Source organism: Enterobacter sp. LU1 (assembly GCF_008271405.2).
GTDB lineage: Bacteria > Pseudomonadota > Gammaproteobacteria > Enterobacterales > Enterobacteriaceae > Enterobacter > Enterobacter hormaechei_C.
The window spans coordinates 2,433,940-2,454,700 of sequence record NZ_CP043438.2 but is presented as its reverse complement, the minus strand read 5'-3'; the positions used below and the strand labels follow the sequence as shown (position 1 = coordinate 2,454,700).

The 20,761-nt window shown below is 53.6% G+C and carries 21 protein-coding genes; 10 read left to right on the top strand and 11 right to left on the bottom strand.

Going from position 1 to position 20,761, the window contains the following annotated elements:
• Positions 1 to 93: 93 nt before the first annotated feature.
• The 3 genes from FZF21_RS11825 to fabI form a co-directional block, all read right to left on the bottom strand.
• Complete coding sequence (locus FZF21_RS11825; RefSeq protein ID WP_023303832.1) at positions 94 to 2,028, bottom strand: exoribonuclease II; 1,935 nt, start codon at positions 2,026 to 2,028, stop codon at positions 94 to 96.
• Positions 2,029 to 2,116: 88 nt separating this feature from the next.
• On the bottom strand, positions 2,117 to 3,103 hold the full coding sequence (locus FZF21_RS11820) for an oxidoreductase (protein WP_045335014.1): 987 nt from the start codon (positions 3,101 to 3,103) through the stop codon (positions 2,117 to 2,119).
• Positions 3,104 to 3,255: 152 nt separating this feature from the next.
• A complete protein-coding gene (gene fabI, locus FZF21_RS11815; RefSeq protein ID WP_003856831.1) occupies positions 3,256 to 4,044 on the bottom strand; it encodes an enoyl-ACP reductase FabI in 789 nt (262 codons plus the stop codon).
• Positions 4,045 to 4,554: 510 nt separating this feature from the next.
• Here fabI and FZF21_RS11810 point away from each other — a divergent pair.
• Positions 4,555 to 5,784, top strand: coding sequence for a GGDEF domain-containing protein (locus tag FZF21_RS11810; RefSeq protein WP_244323617.1), 1,230 nt, complete (start codon positions 4,555 to 4,557; stop codon positions 5,782 to 5,784).
• Between the two features lie 2 nt (positions 5,785 to 5,786).
• Here the strand turns inward: FZF21_RS11810 and FZF21_RS11805 are convergent, their stop codons facing one another.
• Entirely contained in the window at positions 5,787 to 6,608 is an 822-nt protein-coding gene (locus FZF21_RS11805) for a helix-turn-helix transcriptional regulator (RefSeq protein ID WP_149121309.1), read from the bottom strand.
• Positions 6,609 to 6,655: 47 nt separating this feature from the next.
• On the bottom strand, positions 6,656 to 7,057 hold the full coding sequence (locus FZF21_RS11800) for a RidA family protein (protein WP_063945899.1): 402 nt from the start codon (positions 7,055 to 7,057) through the stop codon (positions 6,656 to 6,658).
• 132 nt (positions 7,058 to 7,189) lie between these two features.
• Here FZF21_RS11800 and FZF21_RS11795 point away from each other — a divergent pair, with 132 nt between their 5' ends.
• A complete protein-coding gene (locus tag FZF21_RS11795) occupies positions 7,190 to 7,780 on the top strand; it encodes a TetR/AcrR family transcriptional regulator (RefSeq protein ID WP_063945898.1) in 591 nt (196 codons plus the stop codon).
• Here the strand turns inward: FZF21_RS11795 and sapF are convergent.
• The 6 genes from sapF to pspF all read right to left on the bottom strand — a co-directional run bounded on the left by sapF (position 7,777) and on the right by pspF (position 14,137).
• Positions 7,777 to 8,583: a putrescine export ABC transporter ATP-binding protein SapF gene (sapF, locus tag FZF21_RS11790; RefSeq protein ID WP_003856838.1), complete on the bottom strand. Its 807-nt coding sequence runs from the start codon at positions 8,581 to 8,583 to the stop codon at positions 7,777 to 7,779. The genes FZF21_RS11795 and sapF overlap by 4 nt on opposite strands.
• 1 nt (position 8,584) lies before the next feature.
• Positions 8,585 to 9,577, bottom strand: coding sequence for a putrescine export ABC transporter ATP-binding protein SapD (sapD, locus tag FZF21_RS11785; protein WP_149121310.1), 993 nt, complete (start codon positions 9,575 to 9,577; stop codon positions 8,585 to 8,587).
• On the bottom strand, positions 9,577 to 10,467 hold the full coding sequence (sapC, locus tag FZF21_RS11780) for a putrescine export ABC transporter permease SapC (protein ID WP_149121311.1): 891 nt from the start codon (positions 10,465 to 10,467) through the stop codon (positions 9,577 to 9,579). The genes sapD and sapC overlap by 1 nt, the downstream gene beginning before the upstream one ends.
• Positions 10,454 to 11,419, bottom strand: a complete 966-nt coding sequence (sapB, locus tag FZF21_RS11775; protein ID WP_017383081.1) for a putrescine export ABC transporter permease SapB — start codon at positions 11,417 to 11,419, stop codon at positions 10,454 to 10,456. The genes sapC and sapB overlap by 14 nt, the downstream gene beginning before the upstream one ends.
• Positions 11,416 to 13,056 (bottom strand): ABC transporter substrate-binding protein SapA, encoded by a 1,641-nt coding sequence (gene sapA / locus FZF21_RS11770; protein ID WP_017383082.1) that lies wholly within the window; start codon positions 13,054 to 13,056, stop codon positions 11,416 to 11,418. The genes sapB and sapA overlap by 4 nt, the downstream gene beginning before the upstream one ends.
• An 88-nt stretch (positions 13,057 to 13,144) precedes the next feature.
• A complete protein-coding gene (gene pspF, locus FZF21_RS11765; RefSeq protein ID WP_165602362.1) occupies positions 13,145 to 14,137 on the bottom strand; it encodes a phage shock protein operon transcriptional activator in 993 nt (330 codons plus the stop codon).
• Between the two features lie 151 nt (positions 14,138 to 14,288).
• Between pspF and pspA the strand changes: the two genes are divergently transcribed.
• The 8 genes from pspA to FZF21_RS11725 all read left to right on the top strand — a co-directional run bounded on the left by pspA (position 14,289) and on the right by FZF21_RS11725 (position 20,758).
• Positions 14,289 to 14,957, top strand: coding sequence for a phage shock protein PspA (gene pspA / locus FZF21_RS11760; RefSeq protein WP_015570399.1), 669 nt, complete (start codon positions 14,289 to 14,291; stop codon positions 14,955 to 14,957).
• A 49-nt stretch (positions 14,958 to 15,006) separates the two neighbouring features.
• Positions 15,007 to 15,231 carry an envelope stress response membrane protein PspB gene (pspB, locus tag FZF21_RS11755; RefSeq protein ID WP_047735473.1) on the top strand — a complete coding sequence of 75 codons (225 nt, stop codon included), beginning with the start codon at positions 15,007 to 15,009 and terminating at the stop codon, positions 15,229 to 15,231.
• The gene (gene pspC, locus FZF21_RS11750) at positions 15,231 to 15,590 is read left to right on the top strand and encodes an envelope stress response membrane protein PspC (RefSeq protein ID WP_006810819.1); all 360 of its coding nucleotides are present in this window, start codon (positions 15,231 to 15,233) and stop codon (positions 15,588 to 15,590) included. The genes pspB and pspC overlap by 1 nt, the downstream gene beginning before the upstream one ends.
• A 12-nt stretch (positions 15,591 to 15,602) precedes the next feature.
• Complete coding sequence (gene pspD, locus FZF21_RS11745; RefSeq protein WP_003856857.1) at positions 15,603 to 15,827, top strand: phage shock protein PspD; 225 nt, start codon at positions 15,603 to 15,605, stop codon at positions 15,825 to 15,827.
• Between the two features lie 195 nt (positions 15,828 to 16,022).
• The gene (locus FZF21_RS11740; protein WP_062937816.1) at positions 16,023 to 17,720 is read left to right on the top strand and encodes a sugar phosphorylase; all 1,698 of its coding nucleotides are present in this window, start codon (positions 16,023 to 16,025) and stop codon (positions 17,718 to 17,720) included.
• A gap of 13 nt (positions 17,721 to 17,733) precedes the next feature.
• A complete protein-coding gene (locus tag FZF21_RS11735) occupies positions 17,734 to 19,026 on the top strand; it encodes an ABC transporter substrate-binding protein (protein WP_149121312.1) in 1,293 nt (430 codons plus the stop codon).
• Between the two features lie 21 nt (positions 19,027 to 19,047).
• Positions 19,048 to 19,929 carry a sugar ABC transporter permease gene (locus FZF21_RS11730; RefSeq protein ID WP_063859205.1) on the top strand — a complete coding sequence of 294 codons (882 nt, stop codon included), beginning with the start codon at positions 19,048 to 19,050 and terminating at the stop codon, positions 19,927 to 19,929.
• Positions 19,916 to 20,758, top strand: coding sequence for a carbohydrate ABC transporter permease (locus FZF21_RS11725; protein WP_149121313.1), 843 nt, complete (start codon positions 19,916 to 19,918; stop codon positions 20,756 to 20,758). Before FZF21_RS11730 ends, FZF21_RS11725 begins: the two co-directional genes overlap by 14 nt.
• The last annotated feature ends 3 nt before the right edge of the window (positions 20,759 to 20,761 follow it).

Here is a 20,761-nt window from a genome sequence, read left to right as displayed (position 1 = left end):
AAGTGTGAGAAAAAACGATGATTTTGCGGGAGATAATACAGAAGAGAACTCCCGGCCACCCCTTAACGGAACGGCCGGAAGTTTACGCGGTTATCAGGCGACAGGGCGCGCGATAATACTGCGGGTTTCCATGCGCACTTCAGCGATGGTGACATCAATCACGTCAGTGACCTTGTAAACCGTTTCGCCTTTAATTTGCACGGTCCCGTTTTCCTGGCTACAAACCAGTTCGTCGCGAACGGCATGCAGGAACGGGGCAGGAATAAAGGCAACGGCGCCATTATCCACCAGACGAACGCGCATACCGCCGCGGCTGATGTCAATGATTTCAGCCGGGAAACGGGTGTCAGTCCCTGCCTTATCATTCAGGAAGCGCGCGTATAACCAGTCGCCGACATCACGCTCCGCCATACGGTTGAGACGGCGACGTTCTGCCATCTGCAACGTCGTATCATCCTGTGGGCGGGCAACAGATTCCCCTTTGATGATCGCTTTCAGCAGACGATGGTTAACCATATCGCCGTACTTACGGATCGGGGAGGTCCAGGTCGCGTAAGCCTCAAGGCCAAGGCCGAAGTGCGGGCCTGGCTCGGTGCTGATTTCCGCAAAGGACTGGAAGCGGCGAATACGGCTGTCAAGGAACCCTGAAGGCTGCGCGTCCAGCTCGCGGCGCAGTTTGCAGAAACCTTGCAGGGTCAGCACTTCCTCAGGATCGACGTGTACGTCATGGGTTTTCAGCAGGGCAGCCAGCGCTTCGGTGTTCGCCGGATCAAACCCGGTGTGCACGTTGTAAATGCCAAAGCCTAATTTGTCGCGCAGCACGCGGGCGGCACAAATGTTGGCGGATATCATCGCTTCTTCAACGATGCGGTTGGCAATACGGCGCGGCTCAGCGACAATATTCAGCACTTCACCTTTTTCACCCAGCACAAAACGGTAGTCCGGACGATCTTTGAAGACCAGCGCGTGAGTTTGACGCCATTCGCTGCGGCTCAGGCAGACGCGGTGCAGCAGACGAATTTGTGCGGCAATGTTGTCGGACTCAGGTTTCCAGCTACCCGTGTTCTCCAGCCAGTCGGACACGTCGTCATAGGCCAGCTTGGCTTTGGATTCGATGGTGGCGGCGAAGAATTCAATATCTTCTTCAATGGTACCATCAGCCGCAATGGTCATCCGACAGGCCAGCACCGGACGCACTTCATGCGCACGCAGCGAGCAAAGATCGTCGGAGAGTTCACGCGGCAGCATCGGAATGTTAAAGCCCGGCAGGTAGTTGGTGAACGAGCGCACTTTGGCCATCTCGTCCAGCTTGCTGCCTTCGACAATCCATGCGGTAGGGTCGGCAATGGCGACGGTCAGATGCAGTTTGCCATCGGCTGTATCTTCGGCATACAACGCATCGTCCATATCCTCGGTGCTGGCGCTGTCAATGGTGACAAAGTCCAGCGCCGTCAGATCGCGACGTTCCAGACCTTCGTTCTGCATTTCAGTCGCCACGCCCTCAGGCGCTTCTTTTTCGAGGTTGTGGCGCGCCAGCGTCACCCACCATGGGACGAAATGGTCGTCGCCGAAGGTAATGTATTGAGTAAGCTCGGCGTAAAAACCGCGATCGCCTTTTAAAGGATGACGGCGCATCTCAGCAACCGCCCAGTCACCCTCAACAAAATCATGCTCAACGCCACGCGCGGCGCGGCACGGAATAGCATCTTTCAGGAGAGGATGGTCCGGCACGACAGAAAGACGATCGTCTTTTTTATGCACTTTCCCGACAAAGCGGGTCAGGAAAGGTTCGATCAGTGCTTCCGGCTCGGCAGACTCTCGTTCCTTTTCGGTATGAATAACGGCCGAAATGCGGTCGCCATGCATCACTTTCTTCATCTGAGGAGGCGGAATGAAGTAGCTCTTCTGCCCGTCAACTTCAAGAAAGCCAAAGCCCTTTTCCGTGGCTTTTACGACCCCTTCTGCACGCGGCGTCTGGGAATGCAGTTGCTGTTTAAGCTGCGCTAGCAGCGGGTTGTCCTGAAACATAATGTTCTATTTTCGTAGCCATTGAGCGGCTGACAGTTTTACGCGAATCTCACTGCTACAGCAAGCGCTCTTTAGGTAAAGAGTATGGTTATTCCTCTTTACCGAGCGCCACGCGCAGACGGTCCAGCCAGCCATAAAATGCATCTCGCGTAAGCAGGTTGATGGCCTTCTCTGGCGAGAGACCTGACCCGGTCAGGGGCGTTAACTGGGCGGCGCTAAAGCGATCCGGAGAGGCGACAAGCAGCGCACGAGCGGCTGAGAGCATCGAAGAGGCGGGACCTTCACTTCGCGGATGGTTAAGCAGAATTTCGCCCGTCAGATCAAGCAGCATCGGCTCATGGCACAGTACAGGGGTGAGCGCTTCAAGCGCCGGTTCCGCCTGCCAGCGTGAGAGCGCCTCAAGCTGAAGCGCACTGGCATATTTTAGCTCAACCACGGGTAGCGTGGCGGTCCATCTGCTGAAGCTGAGCGGCAGCGTATGGGGCTGAATGTGGTGCCCGGGCAGCCAGCGTACCGGATGGCCAAGCAATGCCTGAAATACCGCGACCACTCGCGCCTGAAAACCGACAAAGCCGATGATCTGGTTGATGAGCACAATGTCATACGTTGTGAGTCCAACCTCATCAAGCTGGTTTTGGGCTTTATCATCGATGACATCGGGTGAGCTGGCTAACTGGCGGGCATACTGGGTAATTTCTGCAAGGCGTCGATTGCTTTCCCGGGAGGAGTCCGGCCCTGGAAGAGGGGCGAGCAGAGCAGCGTAGTGGTTACAGAGCCGCTGAACGCCACACGCCTGGGCAACCGTTAATGCCGTGCTCAGCCTGTCGTAGGCGCTGAGCGTATGCAGACGGTTCACGGGAGTATCAAGTGGGAACAAAAGATGACAGAGGGTTCGGGCAGGCGTAAGCCAACCAGCACAGCTTGCGAGAATGTCATCGGGCAGGGCTAGATCGAGCAAAAAACGGTCGTCGACGTTAGCGGCTTCGGGCACCAGCGGCAGAACGTCCGTCTGCGAATGATTCGACTGGGTTTCATGATACCAGTGGCCTTTGCCGGAAAAACGGCGTTGTTCCATGGGCGTTCCTTGATCTCAAAATGGCGATCAATATCCTGGCGTAAGGCGGATGAGCGGAAAAATATTGTTAGGTGATAACAAATAGCTGAACGGAATAACGAGGGGCGGGGCGGGAGGAAACTCTCTTCCCTGGCGGGAAGAGAGTGACAAGCTTATTTGATTTCCAGCTCGTTCATTGCAGCGATGTTGAAGCCGCCGTCAACGTGAACCACTTCGCCGGAGATGCCCGCGGAAAGGTCAGAGCACAGGAATGCCGCAGAGTTACCCACATCTTCGATGGTAACGGTACGACGAATCGGGGTAACCGCTTCGCAGTGTGCCAGCATTTTACGGAAATCTTTGATACCGGAAGCGGCCAGGGTACGGATTGGACCCGCAGAAATAGCGTTAACACGCACGCCTTCAGGACCCATCGCGTTCGCCATGTAGCGCACGTTGGCTTCCAGAGACGCTTTCGCCAGACCCATAACGTTGTAGTTAGGGATAGCACGTTCTGCGCCGAGGTAGGACAGAGTCAGCAGGGCTGCGCCCGGGTTCAGCATCGCGCGGCAGGATTTTGCCATTGCAACGAAGCTGTAGGAGCTGATGTCGTGGGCGATTTTGAAGCCATCACGGGTAACCGCGTTCACGTAGTCGCCGTCCAGCTGGTCGCCAGGAGCGAAGCCGATGGAGTGAACAAAACCGTCGAATTTCGGCCATGCTTTTGCCAGTTCAGCAAACATGCCATCAATGCTTTCGTCTTGTGCAACGTCACATTCCAGAACAATGCTGGAACCCAGCTGCGCGGCAAATTCTTCAACACGGCCTTTCAGCTTGTCGTTCTGGTAGGTGAACGCCAGCTCAGCGCCTTCGCGATGCATTGCCTGTGCGATGCCGTATGCGATGGACAGTTTGCTGGCAACGCCAGTCACCAGAATGCGCTTACCGGAAAGAAAACCCATAGCTTTAATCCTTATATTCATTGCTTATTTTGCCTTGTAATTCATAGCGTTACAGGCAGTATTTCAAAATCATTCGAAATTAGCTCGAAATTATAGCCCACTCACAGCCCCTTGTGTCACGATATTTCTCGCTCCTGCGCCGTGAATGGGCTCACGGAAGAGGTTGAACTGACTCTTCATCAGGCTGTTTCGTGTGTATCCCAGCAGTATATCACCGCACGCGGGGTTCGCCTCATCCAACCAGCGGGCACCGTGACGCCGCCCTCATGCTGATGTGTCCAGCGCCTTTTGCGCAAAATGATCCGTTTAGCCCTTTAAACGCTTTAAAATTGCGCGAGGGTTGATAACGGCTATGCCATTTTGCGTCTTTATCTGTGTGCGGTAAGAAGGAAGATGAAAAATATTACGTTGGCCGAAAAACTGATCATGCTGTCAGGTGCGGTGCTTTTCGCACTAATGATCGCGGTGAACTCCTTTTGCGTGAATGATAATCCTGGTTTCAGGGTGCCTATGACCACCTATTTGATCGTCATGATTGCGCTGTTCTTTCTGGATACCATTATCTTTATTTTTATCCAGATGCTGTATGCCTCCGACCGAACGCGTTTTTCATTATTCATTCTGAGCCTGGCATTTCTTAGTGGGCTGGTTTATTTTATTGAGACGATCATTGTTATTCAGCTTCCGGAGCATGCTGGTTTTACCCAGGCGGCAAAAACCAACGATACGGCGGTATTCTATTTTTTCCGGCAGCTGAGCTTTATCGTATTACTGGCGCTGGCGGTCCGTGTGGAGAAAATCACGATACGATCTACGCTCAGATTCCGAAATAAGATCAGCATGACGTTAGCATTAATGATGTCACTGGTTATGTTTCCGATGCTGGCCCATTATCTCAGCAGCTACCATCCGGCCTGGACATTAACGATTGCAGCATACGAAGATGAACATCATCATCCTGTCTGGGATATCAGGTACGTAAACGTTCTGATCCTGCTCTGGTCGGTTTTACTTTGTTATATGATTTCAGTGACACGCCTGGCGTCCGGGATCTGGAACAGTATAATTGTGGTCTGCCTTTCCGCCATCGTTTACAATTTTTTCCTCTTACTGCTTGATACCTACAATCTGTCGCTCTGGTATATCAGCCGGGCAGTAGAGGTTCTCAGCAAATTATTTGTGATTTGTACCTTAATGTTCCACGTCTTTAACCTGTTGAAAATTTTCGGCGATCGGGTTGATCGCGATCCGCTTACTCAGATCTACAACCGTAAATATTTTTACGAGGCACTTCCGCGGGTCCGCTCGCTCAGGACAGAAAAGGGGGCCAGCATTATGATGCTGGACATCGACAACTTTAAGTCGATAAACGATAACTGGGGCCATCTTGTGGGGGATCGCGTGATTCTGGCGGTCGTGGATATTATCAAAGACAGCATTCGCGATAACGACATCTTTGCCCGACTGGGAGGCGAGGAGTTTGGTCTTCTGCTGCCGGATACCGACGGTAAGCAGGCTATTGCCGTCGCGGAGCGTATTCGCCAGAACGTTCAACAGCGCACCGGGCCGGGCTACCATTATGCTCTCCCTGAAAAGGTCACATTAAGTATCGGCGTGTGCTCAGCCATTCAGAATAACGTCAACAGCAATGATATTATGCGTGACGTGGACGAGGCGTTATATGAGGCTAAGCACAACGGTAAAAACAGAATCGTTATCAGACAGGCGGAATGCAGCTGAGGTCACAGGATGGGGATGAAAACATCAAAATCGACACGCTCATCGCTGTACGCATTAATTTTCATCAGGTAAATACCGTCACGCAACGTCAGGCGTTTATTTACCATCGCCTTAACGAAGCCAATCTTGTTAAACGCGCTGTAGCTTTCCCAGCTATCGCTAAAGGGCATTCTTGCGTATCTCCCACACACAGCGCAGAATTTTTTATTTTTCACCGTGTCGCTTTGTAAAGCGTACGATATTAATACCTCGACCAGATACGATCGGCTTTTGCCTAACTCGGGTCGGCGGGGCATCAGAATAATTCTATCGATATCATGGCGGTTTTCTGTCAGGAGCTTTTTGATTTTTTGAGTAATATCATGCACCGAGGTATCAAAAAGATGATCGTGCTCGATAATTTCATGTGTATAGACAAACGTTTCATTCAGATAGCAGACCTCTAGCTCAGGCGTTTCCAGTTCGCTTAATAAAAAAGAGGGCTGTAAGATGTCAAAATTCCACCCTCTGGCACATCTGTACTCAGAGGGTGTCAGCCCCATCATTTTTTTAAAGGCTCTGGAAAATCCCTGGCTGCTCTGGTAATGGAATAAATACGCAATATCCGTCACCGGAATCGACGTCATTCTCAGCATAATGGCGGCACGGCTTAACCTCCTTCGGAGAATATACTCACCTAAAGAGAGCCGATACTTCTCTTTAAACCATGTTTCGATGGTTCTTCTGCTGTATCCAATATCTGCAACCAAATCATCAATGTGTAAAATAGTAAAGTTATTTTCTTCTACCCAGGAGAGAATATAGTTACTGATGCTGTCTTTCATTTGTGCGTCAGTGATAGCTTAACGGTAAATCAGTTTGCAGCCTTATGTTAATTCGCGGGCGTAGGGATCCTGGCGATAACCTTAATTTCGAAATCAAAACCCGCAAGCCAGTTAACGCCTATTGCTGTCCAGTTTGGGTAAGGAGCGTGCGGAAATGCCAGTTTTTTCGCCTCCATGATAACGGGGAACTGGTTTTCAGGATCGGTATGAAACGTCGTGACATCAATCAGATCGTCAAAAGTACATCCCGCGGCTGCCAGGGTCGCCCGTAAATTATCGAACGCCAGCTGCACCTGAGCGGGGAAGTCGGGTTCAGGTGTGCCATCGCTGCGGCTGCCAACCTGACCGGAAACAAATAACAGATCGCCAGAGCGGATTGCAGCTGAATAGCCATGCTTTTCATAGAGGGCATGTCGGTTAGCCGGGAAGACGGGATCACGTGAAGGCATGGCTTTTCCTTTTCTGACAGAGGTATTGTTGTGCTTACGCGGTAGAAGTAACATACGCGATGTATGTCAAAAATGTAATTCACATACGCCGCGTATGTCAAATTAAAGTTATCGCTTAATTAAGGAAGTCCCATGGCTACAAAACGTCGCGCTGAAACGGCTCAGGAAAATCGCGAGAAAATGATTCAGGCGGCGCGGAAGGCATTTGCAGAAAAAGGCTATGCCGCAGCGTCAATGGATGAGCTCACGGCAAGCGTGGGGTTAACACGCGGAGCGCTATATCATAATTTCAACGACAAGAAGGGACTACTGGCGGAGGTGGTCGCGCAGATAGACAGCGAAATGGCAGCAAACGCAAAAGCGATGGCCGCCGCCGCCGAAGATGACTGGGAGCGACTGCTGGCTGAGGGCATCGCCTATATCAAAATGGCGCTCGTTCCGGAAGTTCAGCGTATCGTCCTCCTTGACGGCCCGGCTGTTCTGGGCGACCCGGCGCAATGGCCCAGCCAGAACAGCTGCCTTGAGTCGACCCGTCAGACCATCGAAAAAATGATGGAGTGCAACGTAATCAAAAAGATGGATGCCAGAGTCGCAGCCCATCTGCTGAATGGCGCCGCGCTGAATGCGGCTCTGCTGATTGCCGCGAGTGAAGAACCGCAGAAGACCCTCCCGCATGCCATAGAGGTGTTTACTCTGCTGGCAAGCGGGTTACGCAGCGGCTAACGATCTTTACGCCACGCGTCCGCCGTCAACGCTTCACCAAAGTGGCCGGCAATCAGGCGTTTTGTCAGATCGTGGAGCGGGGAGGCCAGCACGTCAGCGGTACTGCCGCGCTCAACAACTTCTCCCTGGTGCATTACCAGCACCTGATCGCTGATGTGCTTCATCATGCCCAGGTGCTGAGTCACGTAGATATACGAGATCCCCTGCTTTTCCTGTAACTCCAGCATCAGGTTAATGAGCTGCGAACGCATCGACATATCCAGCGACGCCAGCGCTTCGTCGGCGATGATGACCTTCGGGCGCAGGATCAGCGCGCGGGCCAGACCGAGACGCTGTTTTTGGCCCGGGGCCAGCATGTGTGGGTAATAGCTGACATGGTCGGGCAGGAGGCCTACCAGACGCAGGGTTTCGACAATCCGTTTGCGACGCGCTTCCGGCTCCAGGTCGGTATTCAACCGCAGCGGGAAATCCAGGATCTGGGAAATACGCTGGCGCGGGTTCAGGGACGTCGACGGATCCTGAAAAATCATCCGGATGCGCTGACTGCGAAAAGAGTAGTCCCCAAATTCCAGAGGATGATCGTCAATCAGTATTTCACCGCCGCTCGGCTCGACCATACCCGCGAGCATTTTTGCCAGGGTCGATTTGCCCGAGCCGTTTTCACCGATAATCGCCAGCGTCTGCTTTTCGCGCAGCGTAAAGCTCAGCGGTTTAACAGCCTCGACGGTCTGACGGTGAAACAGGCCGGTGCGATAGCGAAAGGTCTTACTCAGGTTACGTACTTCCAGTAAGGTTTCGACCATTTCACTCTCTCTCCATGTTCAGCGGGAAATGACAGGCAAACAGATGATTTTTCGGCCCTGTCAGGCGCGGTGTTTCGATGCATTTGCGCTGAGCATACGGGCAACGCGGACCCAGACGGCAGCCAATGGGCAGCGATTCCAGCAGCGGTATCGCGCCAGGCAGTGTATTCAGCCGGCTTTTGTGCGGCATCGCGCTGCCAAAGTCCGGGATCGCCCTGATCAGCGCCTGCGTGTAGGGATGATGCGGCGTCGTCACCAGGTCTTCGCTTGGCGCGGTTTCTACCGTCTGGCCGCAATACATTACATCAATTTTATCCGCCCATTTGCTCAGCATTTGCAGGTCGTGGCTGATCAGCAAAATGGTGGTGTTGTTATTCTGGTTCAGACGCGTGAGCAGGCGGAAAATCTGGGCCAGGGTGGTTGGCTCCATCGCGTTCGTTGGTTCGTCCGCAATCAGCAGACGCGGCTGATTCGCCAGGGCGATGGCAATCATCACTTTCTGGCATTCACCGTCGGTCAGTTCGTAGGGGAAACTGCGCATCGCGTCTTTATGGTCTTTGATCCCGACACGGTGCAACAGCTCAATGGCACGGCGTTTACGCCAGCCGAAACGCTGCCACCAGCGGCCTTTATAGGTCCACCCGGGGATGTTCTGCATCAGCTGTTTCCCGACGCGCTCGGACGGATCGAGACAGGATTGCGGCTCCTGGAAAATCATCGAGACGTTATGGCCCACCAGTTTACGGCGTTCGCGCGGGGAGAGACGCAACAAATCGATGTCGTCGAAGCGCATACGGTCGGCGGTCACCCGCCAGTTGTCCTTCGCCACGCCGCAAATGGCCTTGGCGATCAGACTTTTCCCCGAACCCGATTCGCCCACCAGCCCGCGGATTTCGCCCTCTGCAAGCGTAATACTGATGCGATCCACGGCCTTGACCCAGCCTTCGCCCGTTTTAATTTCTATCGTGAGGTTGCGGATATCGAGTAACGGCATTATTGCACCCCCGCATTGATTGCGCGGCGGATCCCGTCGCCCAGCAGGTTAACGAGCAGCACGCTCACCATGATGGCCGCGCCCGGCAGCATGACCGTCCACGGCGCAACGTAAATCAGCTCCAGCGCATCGCCAAGCATGGCGCCCCATTCCGGGGAGGGGAGCTGCGCGCCAAGGTCCAGGAAGCCCAGCGCTGCGATATCCAGAATCGCCATCGACAGGGCGCGGGTGATCTCCGTCACCAGCCCGGCAGCAATGTTAGGCAGCACGGCAAACCACAAAATATTAAACGTGGTGGCGCCATCCAGGCGGGCGGCAACGACATACTCTTTCTCCAGCTCGTCGTGAACCAGGCTGTAAACCGAGCGCACCATGCGCGGCAGAATGGCCAGCCAGACGGCGAACATCGCATGGGTGAGGTGCGGCCCCGCGAAGGCCACGACGATAATCGCCAGCAGCAGCGAAGGAATAGAGAGCAGGGTATCAAGAATATGGTTAAGCACGGCCGACCGCAGCCCGTGGGTTGAGCCGGCAAAAATGCCCAGCGCCAGGCCGCAGATCGCGGCAGCCAGGGTGACCACGAACGCGCCGCCCACCGTCGGTGCGGTGCCGCTCAGCAAACGACTTAGCACGTCGCGTCCGAGATCGTCAGTCCCCAGGAAGAACGAAACCTCCCCGTAACGCGACCACGACGGCGGTAAAAGCTGATAACCCAGGAACTGCTGATCGATGCCATACGGTGCAAACCACGAACCCAAAACGCACAGCAACACGAGGCCAATGCAGCCGTAAAAGCCGATCATCGCCGTGGTGTCGCCGTAAAAATTACGCCACACGGTGCGTAGCGCACCGGGCGTGCGCTTTTCGCTGTAGACGTTATCGTAAGGCATACCATTCCTTATGCTTCAATGGGTTGGCCATGGCACCCAAAATATCGGAAATAACGTTAACAATAATGACCAGCGAGCCAATCACCATCACGCCGGCGGAGATCGCCGCATAATCCTGCTGGCGAATGGCATTGATCATCCAGCGCCCAAGGCCCGGCCAGCTGAAAACCATCTCGGTGATCATCGCCAGCGTCAGCATGGTTGAGAATTGCAGCCCAAGACGTGGGATTACGGGGGGCAACGCATTGTGCAGCACATGGCGACGTAAAATCGTCAGGCGAGACAGTCCGCGCGTGGCGGCGGCTTTCACATAGTTTTGATCGAAGACGTCGATAGTGCTGATGCGCATCAGGCGGATCACCTCGGTCGTCGGCGCGACGGCCAGCGTAAGCACCGGCAGCACCATGTGGCGCAGCGCACTCACGATCATTTCGTCGCGCCAGACTGAATCAGAAAGCCAGGCGTCAACGATGGCGAAGCCGCTAACCGTTTGCACGTTATACAGCAGGTCAAAACGGCCAGATACCGGCAGCCAGCCTAACGTCAGTGAGAAGAAGAGGGTAAGCAGCAGCGCCAGCCAGAAAACAGGGATGGAAAAGCCAATTAAGGCAAGCGCGCTAATAAATTTATCCTGCCATTTATTACGATAAATTCCCGCCAGCATTCCCACCGGGATCCCCACCATGAGGGCAAAGCCAAAGGCGAGTATACACAGCTCCATGGTGGCCGGGAAAACCACTTTCAGCTGTTCGGAGATGAGCTGTCCGTTGATGCTGGACACGCCAAAATCCCAGTGCAGCAGGCCATTAAACCAGAACAGCCAGGCGTCCCAGAGAGATGAGCCCTGAAGCGGGGCGTGCGGCGTAAAGTAGCTCAGGCTAAAGCCGACAAAGGTCAGGAAGAACAGGGTCACCAGCAGTAACAGTAGCCGACGCAAGGTAAATATAATCATGGTTTCTTCACCTCTTGTTCTTTCTCACGGGTCACGCCCGCGAAGGAGGCGTTACCAAACGGGCTGAGTACCAGCCCTTTAATATCGTAACGGTAGGCCTGGAGGCGCAGGGAAGAGGCAAGCGGCAACACGGGAAGTTCTCTGGCCAGAATATTTTGCGCTTCATCGTAGGCCTCAATGCGTGAGGCAAGCTGTTGAGACGCCAGCGCTTTTTGCAGCACGGCATCAAATTCCCGGTTACACCAGTGGGCGTAGTTGGTCTGGGAGTTGATTGCCGCACAGCTCAGCAGCGGACGGAAGAAGCTGTCCGGGTCGTTACTGTCGGTGGACCAGCCAGCCAGCGTTAAGTCGTGATTCATGTCCATCAGACGCGCCTCCTGGAAACGGCCTTCGACAGGCACGATGATCACCTTAACGCCCACCTGCGCCATATCAGCCTGCAACAGCTCCGCCGTTTTTAGCGGGCTGGGGTTCCACGCCTGAGAGCTGGTGGGCACCCACAGCTGTAGCGTCAGGTTTTCTGCCCCCAGCGCTTTAAGCTGTTCTCGCGCTTTCGCCGGATTATATTCCGTAATCTTCGCCTCGCCGTCATAGGCCCAGGAGGCGCGCGGAAGAATAGAGGCGGCGGTTTCCGCGGTACCGTAGTAAATCGACTGCATCAGACGCTGGTTGTTGATCGCTAACGCCAGCGCATGGCGCACGGCCGGATTATTCAGCGGCGGCTTATCGGTGTTAAACGCCAGATAAGCGATGTTCATGCCCGGGCGCAGGGTCAGGCGCAGGCGTGGGTCGTCGCGCAAAATGGTCAACTGGCTGGCCGCAGGCCAGGCAAGCACATCGCACTCGCCGGTCAGCAGTTTGGAGAGTCGGCCTGTTCCACCTGAACCCAGATCAACAATAACCTGCGGCATCAGCGGCTTGCCGCGCCAGAAACGATCGTGGCGTTGCAGGCGAATGTATTGTCCGGCGCGGTACTCTGCTAACTGGAACGGACCGGTGCCTACAGGCTCACGATCGAGACGTTCCTGACGATCCTTTTTCGTCAGCTGATCCGCGTATTCGGCTGACATGACCGAGGCGTAGTGCGTCGCCAGATGCCAGAGGAAGGAGGCATCCGGGCGATTCAGACGAAACTCAACCGTACGGTTATCCAGTTTGCGAACGCTTTTGACCGAGTCCGCGAATTGCAGACTGTCGAAATAGGGGAAGTTCCCGCCATTAACGTTATGCCACGGATGATTGCGGTTGAATATGCGCTGGAAGGTGAAAACCACGTCATCCGCGTTGAGCTTACGGGTTGGGGTAAACCACGGGGTGTGCTGAAATGCGACATCATCGCGTAGACGAAAGCGGTATGTGGCGCCGTTATCAAGCACTTCCCAACTTTCAGCAAGCTCCGGAACCAGCCGATAGGTATAAGGATCGACGTCGAGCAGGCGATCGTAGAGCTGTGCGGCCAGCGTATCGACAATCAGGCCACTCCCCGCTTTTTGCGGATTAAAAATATCAACTTGACCGCTGACGCAGTAGACGAAACCACTATCACGGATATCAGGAGGCACAGCGCGATCGGGCGCAGCAAAGGCCAGATTGCTGAACAAACCGAGTGCAAACAGGGACGATAAAACCAGGCGCATAGTTTTTAAGGTTTTTAGATTCGATCTGCAAAGTGTATCGCACTTACGCCTGCTTCGTAAAAATGTCTGGGGGTAAGTGCTGATAATGTCAGCGCATTTGATGTTTTTTGAGCAATGCCCTTAACTGATGGTAGGTCAGGCCCAGCAGTTCAGCTGCCCGTTTCTGATTATATTTCGCCTCTTTCAGGCTCTGCTCAAGCAGCTGTTGCTCCTGCTGATGCTGGAACTGGCGTAAATCGAGCGGCAACGCCGGAGCCTGCTGGCGCGTCGCCGGAGCAGGGAGCTGTTTCTCCTCGCGCCGAAAAGGATCGAGAATAATGTTGTCCAGTTCGGTCTCGCTGCTGCCATGCCGGTAAACGGACCGTTCCACCACGTTTTTCAGTTCACGAATATTGCCCGGCCAGTGGTAACCGAGCAGGGTCCCGGTGGCCCGTTCGCTGAAGCCCGGAAAGAGAGGCAGACCCAGTTCCCGGCACATCTGAATGGCAAATTGATCGGCCAGCAGCATGATATCGCTGCGCCGCTCCCGCAGCGGCGGCAGCTGTACAACATCGAAAGCCAGCCTGTCCAGCAGGTCGGCGCGGAATTTGTCCTCAGCCACCATCGCGGGCAGGTCGGCGTTGGTGGCGCACACCAGGCGAACGTTGACCTGGAGTGGCTGACTGCCGCCAACGCGTTCCAGTTCACCGTACTCAATGACGCGCAGCAGCTTTTCCTGCACCAGCATCGGCGCGGTCGCCAGCTCGTCGAGAAAGAGCGTTCCGCCATCGGCGCGCTCAAAGCGTCCGGGATGGCGTTTTTGTGCGCCGGTGAAGGCGCCAGCTTCATGACCAAACAGCTCGGTGTCGAGCAGGTTTTCATTCAGCGCCGCGCAGTTAAGCGAAATAAAAGGGCCGTCCCAGCGGCCAGAAAGAAAGTGCAGGCGGTTAGCGATAAGTTCTTTACCCGTTCCGCGCTCACCGATAATCAGCACCGGTTTATTCAGCGGCGCGAGGCGCGATACCTGTTCAAGCACTTCCAGGAAGCTGTTGGCCTCGCCAAGCAAATTATCTTTATATTCAGCCATGATGAAATTAACCACTCCTTAGTGATATTCACCAGGTGAGAATAGCCGCTGGCTGGATAAATATCAATCACACTCAGTAAAATCAATAAGATAAAAAGTTGGCATGGGATTTGTATTAACTACTCAGCAGGGCATCGCCCGATAACAGAACTATGAGGATTGAATTATGGGTATTTTTTCTCGTTTTGCCGACATCGTGAACGCCAACATCAACTCGCTGCTGGAGAAAGCGGAAGATCCGCAGAAGCTGGTGCGCCTGATGATTCAGGAGATGGAAGACACGCTGGTTGAAGTACGCTCCACCTCCGCCCGCGCGCTGGCAGAGAAAAAGCAGTTAACGCGTCGTATCGAGCAGGCAACTGCCCAGCTTAACGAATGGCAGGAAAAAGCGGAACTGGCGCTGCGTAAAGATAAAGAAGATCTGGCTCGCGCTGCGCTGATTGAGAAGCAGAAGCTGACCGACATGGTTGCCACGCTGGAACACGAAGTGACGCTGGTGGATGATACTCTGGCGCGTATGAAGAAAGAGATTGGTGAGCTTGAAAACAAACTCAGCGAAACCCGGGCGCGTCAACAGGCGCTGGCGCTGCGCCACCAGGCTGCAAGCTCGTCCCGCGACGTGCGTCGCCAGCTGGACAGTGGCAAGCTGGATGAAGCAATGGCGCGTTTCGAATCGTTTGAACGCCGTATCGACCATATGGAAGCGGAAGCCGAAAGCCACAGCATCGGTAAACAGAAAACCCTCGATCAGCAGTTTGCTGACCTGAAGGCCGATGATGAAATTAGCGAGCAACTGGCTGCGCTGAAAGCCAAAATGAAACAAGACAACCAATAATAATTCCTGCGGCACCTGAGCGTGCCGCATCGTAAGACAAGGAGTACACATGAGCGCGCTTTTTCTGGCTATACCCCTGACCATTTTCGTGCTGTTTGTTCTGCCCATCTGGTTATGGCTGCACTACAGCAACCGCTGTTCACGCGGTGAGCTGTCGCAGAGTGAACAACAGCGGCTGGCGCAGCTCTCTGCCGAGGCAAATAAAATGCGCGAACGTATTCAGGCGCTGGAAGCGATCCTGGACGCGGAACACCCGAACTGGAGGGAACGGTAATGGCTGGACTGAATCTGAATAAAAAACTGTGGCGGATCCCACAGCAGGGCATGGTTCGGGGTGTTTGCGCCGGGCTGGCGCACTATCTGGATGTTCCGGTAAAACTGGTGCGTGTGGTCACGGTATTGTCGATTTTCTTCGGCCTGGCCTTTATTACACTGGTGGCATACATCATTCTGTCGTTTGTACTCGATCCTATGCCGGAAGGTGAGCTGGATGCGGAGAACACGCCAACCAGCAGCGATCTCCTGAACGCGGTGGATGAACAGCTGAGCGCAGGGGAGAAGCGATTGCGCGAGATGGAACGTTATGTCACCTCCGATACCTTTACGCTGAGAAGTCGTTTTCGTCAGCTTTAAGAGAGAACTTACATGAAACAAAACTGGCAACAGGCCGGTCAGAAGGTAAAACCCGGCCTGAAAATCGCAGGTAAACTGGTTCTGATGACGGCGTTACGTTATGGCCCGGCCGGTGTGGCGGGTTGGGCGATCAAGTCTGTTGCCCGCAAGCCGGTCAGAATGATGCTGGCGGTCGCTCTGGAGCCGCTGTTACAGAAGCTGGCAAAACGCGTTTCCCGGCGCTACCTGTCACGCTAGTTCCTCCCGCATACGCCCTTTCTCGCCCAGAGAAGGGGCATGACTTTCCCTTCTGCGTTTCTTCTGCTTTTCTGCTTTCTTTGCGGCAGCTCACAATAATGCGTTGCGCTGCGCTGAGATTGCCGCTTTCTGCCCCCGGGTCCGTTGACAGATATTTTACATGGGAGTAGATTGCCAATCCGTGGGACCGCTACCATGGAAAATAATGTGAACGCAAAAATTAAAAAACTTATCAATCATATTTACGGTGAATCATTTTCAGATGCACACCTTAACGTGTTATTAACTAAGCTTGAAAAGGCGGCGGTTAATATTACGGAAAAGCGTAAGTCAGGCTGGGATGAAAAAGACGTTGTGCTGATTACCTATGCCGATCAGTTCTCCGCGAAAGGGGAGAAAGCGTTGCCGGTATTTACCCGTTTCTATAATGAATGGCTTTCTCGCACGTTTTCTCATGTCCATCTGTTACCGTTTTATCCGTGGTCGTCGGATGATGGATTTTCCGTTATTGATTATCACGAAGTTGCACCTGAAACCGGAACCTGGCGAGATGTCGCGGAATTAAAACAGTCTGCCAGCTTAATGTTTGACTTCGTTTGCAACCATATGTCAGCGAAAAGCGAATGGTTTGCTAATTATCTGGCGCAGAAGCCGGGCTACGAAGATTTCTTTATTTCTGTCGATCCCGAAACCGATTTATCGGCGGTGACGCGTCCCCGCGCATTACCGCTGCTGACGCCGTTTACGCTTAATGATGGCAGCGTTCGTCATCTGTGGACCACATTCAGCGATGACCAGATCGATCTCAATTTCGCCTCGCCGCAGGTGCTGATTGCCATGGTTGACGTTCTGCTCCATTACCTTATGGAAGGGGCGCGTTATATCCGTCTGGATGCGGTCGGGTTTATGTGGAAGATCCCGGGAACCACCTGTATTCATCTGGAACAAACCCATTGCCTTATCCAGCTGTTCCGCACCATTACGGACGCCGTGGCGCCTGGAACGGTGATCATCACTGAGACAAATGTTCCCCACAAAGACAATATCTCTTACTTCGGTGATGGTGAAAATGAAGCCCAGATGGTCTATCAGTTTTCCTTACCACCGCTGGTGCTGCACGCCGTTCATCGTCAGGATGTTAAAGCCCTGTGCCGGTGGGCGGGCTCGCTGGCGCTGCCTTCAACTTACACCACCTGGTTTAATTTCCTGGCTTCACATGATGGTATCGGATTGAACCCGTTACGCGGCATCCTTCCGGAATCAGAGATCCTCTCGCTGGTCGAAAAGCTTCAGCAGGAAGGCGCGCTGGTCAACTGGAAAAATAATCCTGACGGAACGCGAAGCCCCTATGAAATTAATGTCACCTATCTTGATGCGTTGAGTTTGCGAGACAGCTCAGATGATGAGCGCATTGCGCGGTTCATCCTGGCGCATGCTGTGTTGTTAAGTTTTCCTGGCGTACCGGCTGTATATATTCAAAGCATTCTTGGTTCGCGTAACGATTATGAAGGTGTCGAACGTCTCGGATATAATCGCGCGATAAACAGGAAGAAATACACCGCAGGTCAGGTTGATCGGGAGCTTAATAATAATAAGAGTATTCGTTATCAAATTTATTCTCGTTTGAGTGAGCTTATTGCTATTCGTCGCGGCGAGCGTGCGTTCCATCCGGATAGTCAGGCTATTTTTGACGCAATCGGTGAACATATTCTTAAAATTGTTCGTGTTGCTGAAAATGGTGAGCGAATGACAGCATTATTTAATTTTAGCAATAAAATGCAGACCGTTTATGGACAAACGCTCTTTGGTAGGGAATTACTCTCAGGACAAGATATTAGCGGTACGGAACTGACCCTCAATCCATGGCAGGTAATGTGGATTAAAGAAAACTAAAAAGGACCCTAAAATGAAAATGCCCAAAATTGTGCTGTTATCAGCACTGGTTTCGTGCGCCCTGTTATCAGGCTGTAAGGACGATAAAGCATCTCAGGTCACCATTGAGTTTATGCACTCGTCGGTAGAACAGGAGCGTCAGGCAGTTATTACGAAACTGATCGAAAAATTCGAGAAAGAAAACCCGACTATTACGGTGAAACAGGTCCCCGTTGAGGAAGATGCCTATAACACCAAGGTCATTACGTTGGCCCGTACCGGCGCGCTGCCGGAAGTGATTGAAGTCAGCCATGACTACGCCAAAGTCATGGATAAAGAGCAACTGCTGGACCGTGACGCGATCGGCAACGCGATTAAAGCCGTCGGTGAAGCTACCTTTTACGACGGTATTTTACGCGTTGTTCGCACCGAAGACGGCAAGGCATGGACGGGGGTGCCGGTTAGCGCGTGGCTGTCCGGCGTCTGGTATCACAAAGACGCGCTCGGGGCAGCGGGAATCGAAGAACCGCACAACTGGGAGCAACTGCTGAAAGCCAGTCAGGCGCTCAACGATCCGGCGAAAAAACATTACGGTATCGCGCTTCCAACCGCAGAAAGCGTCATGACGGAGCAGGCCTTCTCGCAGTTTGCGTTGTCAGGCGGAGCCAACGTCTTTGATGCAAACGGCAACGTGAAAATCGATACCCCTGAAATGTCGAAAGCGCTGGCGTTTTATCGGGCACTGGCCGCGAACACCATGCCAGGCTCAAATGATGTCATGGAGATCAAAGACGCCTTCATGAACGGCTCTGCGCCGATGGCCGTTTACTCCACCTATATCCTGCCCGCGGTCTACAAAGATGGCAATCCGGCCAACCTGGGGTTCGTGGTCCCGACGGAAAAATCATCAGCCGTGTACGGCATGATCACCTCGTTGACGATCACGACCGGCCAGACCGAAGAGGAAACGCAGGCGGCAGAAAAATTTGTGACCTGGATGGAGCAGGCTCAAAACGCGTCTGACTGGGTGATGATGTCCCCTGGTGCGGCGCTGCCGGTAAACAAACTCGTGGTGGGCACTGAAAGCTGGAAAAACAACGACGTGATCAAAGCCTTTGGCCAACTGCCTTACGAGCTGATTGCCCAGTTCCCGAACGTCCAGGTATTTGGCGCCGTAGGCGACAAAAACTTTACCCGCATGGGAGACGTTACCGGCTCCGGCATTATCAGTTCCATGGTGCATAACGTGACGGTGGGACAAAAAGATCTCAATGCGACGTTAAGCAACAGCCAGAAGAAACTGACTGACCTGATAACACAACGATAGGAGCGCTTTGCGAAGGGAATTATGAAGACGTTGTTTTCTGGTCGTTCAGATATGCCTTTCGCCATGCTGCTGTTGGCCCCCAGCCTGATTTTGCTGGGGGGCCTGGTGGCCTGGCCAATGATTTCCAACATTGAAATCAGTTTTTTACGTTTACCGCTGAACCCGCGTATTGATGCGGTGTTTGTCGGCCTGGATAACTACATTCGCATTCTGGGCGATGCTGCGTTCTGGCACTCCCTGTGGATGACGTTCTGGTATACGGCGCTGGTCGTCCTCGGCAGCACCGGGTTGGGACTGGCCGTAGCGATCTTCTTTAACCGTGAATTCCGCATGCGGAAAACGGCACGTTCACTGGTGATCCTGTCCTACGTGACGCCGTCTATTTCACTGGTATTTGCCTGGAAATACATGTTCAACAACGGCTACGGGATTGTGAACTACCTGGGCGTGGATCTGCTGCATCTCTACGATCAGGCGCCGCTGTGGTTCGATAATCCTGGCAGCAGTTTTGTCCTGGTTGTGCTGTTCGCCATCTGGCGTTACTTCCCGTACGCCTTTATCTCGTTCCTCGCGATTTTGCAGACCATTGATAAATCGTTGTACGAAGCGGCAGAGATGGACGGAGCGAATTCCTGGCAGCGTTTTCGTATCGTGACGTTGCCCGCCATCATGCCGGTGCTGGCCACGGTGGTCACGCTGCGAACCATCTGGATGTTCTACATGTTTGCGGATGTGTATCTGCTCACCACCAAGGTCGACATTCTGGGCGTATATCTCTACAAAACCGCCTTTGCGTTCAATGACCTGGGTAAAGCAGCCGCCATTTCCGTTGTGCTGTTTGTGATCATCTTCGCTGTCATTCTGCTGACCAGAAAAAGGGTAAACCTCAATGGCAACAAATAAACGCGTTCTGGGCCGTATCAGTTTTTATCTGGGACTGGCGCTATTTCTGATTATCACGCTGTTTCCGTTTTTTGTGATGTTGATGACGTCGTTCAAAAGCGCGAAAGAGGCGATCTCGCTGCACCCGACCATTCTGCCGCAGGAGTGGACGCTACAGCACTACATCGACATCTTTAACCCGCTGATTTTCCCGTTTGTGGATTACTTCCGTAACAGCATGGTGGTGTCGCTGACCTCCTCGGTCATTGCGGTGTTTCTCGGCACGCTGGGCGCGTATGCGTTATCCAAACTGCGCTTTAAAGGGCGCACTACGATCAATGCGAGCTTCTACACCGTCTATATGTTCTCCGGGATCCTGCTGGTGGTGCCGCTGTTCAAAATCATCACCGCGCTCGGCATTTATGACACCGAACTGGCGCTGATCATCACCATGGTCACGCAGACGTTGCCTACCGCGGTCTTTATGCTGCGCAGCTATTTCGACACCATCCCGGACGAAATCGAAGAAGCCGCGATGATGGACGGCCTGAACCGCCTGCAAATCATCTTCCGCATCACCGTGCCGCTGGCGATCTCGGGTCTGGTGTCGGTCTTTGTCTACTGCTTCATGGTGGCGTGGAATGACTATCTGTTCGCCTCCATTTTCCTGTCCAGCGCCAGCAACTTTACGTTGCCGGTGGGGCTGAACACGCTCTTCAGTACGCCAGATTACATCTGGGGTCGCATGATGGCGGCATCGCTGGTCACGGCACTTCCGGTCGTCATTATGTATGCCCTGTCTGAACGTTTCATTAAAAGTGGTTTGACCGCCGGCGGCGTGAAGGGCTGAGGC

Bases quoted from the DNA above. Each gene is read 5' to 3' on its own strand.
- FZF21_RS11825 (WP_023303832.1), bottom strand. From the start codon at position 2,028: ATGTTTCAGGACAACCCGCTGCTAGCGCAGCTTAAACAGCAACTGCAT.
- FZF21_RS11820 (WP_045335014.1), bottom strand. From the start codon at position 3,103: ATGGAACAACGCCGTTTTTCCGGCAAAGGCCACTGGTATCATGAAACC.
- fabI (WP_003856831.1), bottom strand. From the start codon at position 4,044: ATGGGTTTTCTTTCCGGTAAGCGCATTCTGGTGACTGGCGTTGCCAGC.
- FZF21_RS11810 (WP_244323617.1), top strand. From the start codon at position 4,555: ATGACCACCTATTTGATCGTCATGATTGCGCTGTTCTTTCTGGATACC.
- FZF21_RS11805 (WP_149121309.1), bottom strand. From the start codon at position 6,608: ATGAAAGACAGCATCAGTAACTATATTCTCTCCTGGGTAGAAGAAAAT.
- FZF21_RS11800 (WP_063945899.1), bottom strand. From the start codon at position 7,057: ATGCCTTCACGTGATCCCGTCTTCCCGGCTAACCGACATGCCCTCTAT.
- FZF21_RS11795 (WP_063945898.1), top strand. From the start codon at position 7,190: ATGGCTACAAAACGTCGCGCTGAAACGGCTCAGGAAAATCGCGAGAAA.
- sapF (WP_003856838.1), bottom strand. From the start codon at position 8,583: ATGGTCGAAACCTTACTGGAAGTACGTAACCTGAGTAAGACCTTTCGC.
- sapD (WP_149121310.1), bottom strand. From the start codon at position 9,577: ATGCCGTTACTCGATATCCGCAACCTCACGATAGAAATTAAAACGGGC.
- sapC (WP_149121311.1), bottom strand. From the start codon at position 10,467: ATGCCTTACGATAACGTCTACAGCGAAAAGCGCACGCCCGGTGCGCTA.
- sapB (WP_017383081.1), bottom strand. From the start codon at position 11,419: ATGATTATATTTACCTTGCGTCGGCTACTGTTACTGCTGGTGACCCTG.
- sapA (WP_017383082.1), bottom strand. From the start codon at position 13,056: ATGCGCCTGGTTTTATCGTCCCTGTTTGCACTCGGTTTGTTCAGCAAT.
- pspA (WP_015570399.1), top strand. From the start codon at position 14,289: ATGGGTATTTTTTCTCGTTTTGCCGACATCGTGAACGCCAACATCAAC.
- pspB (WP_047735473.1), top strand. From the start codon at position 15,007: ATGAGCGCGCTTTTTCTGGCTATACCCCTGACCATTTTCGTGCTGTTT.
- pspC (WP_006810819.1), top strand. From the start codon at position 15,231: ATGGCTGGACTGAATCTGAATAAAAAACTGTGGCGGATCCCACAGCAG.
- pspD (WP_003856857.1), top strand. From the start codon at position 15,603: ATGAAACAAAACTGGCAACAGGCCGGTCAGAAGGTAAAACCCGGCCTG.
- FZF21_RS11740 (WP_062937816.1), top strand. From the start codon at position 16,023: ATGGAAAATAATGTGAACGCAAAAATTAAAAAACTTATCAATCATATT.
- FZF21_RS11735 (WP_149121312.1), top strand. From the start codon at position 17,734: ATGAAAATGCCCAAAATTGTGCTGTTATCAGCACTGGTTTCGTGCGCC.
- FZF21_RS11730 (WP_063859205.1), top strand. From the start codon at position 19,048: ATGAAGACGTTGTTTTCTGGTCGTTCAGATATGCCTTTCGCCATGCTG.
- FZF21_RS11725 (WP_149121313.1), top strand. From the start codon at position 19,916: ATGGCAACAAATAAACGCGTTCTGGGCCGTATCAGTTTTTATCTGGGA.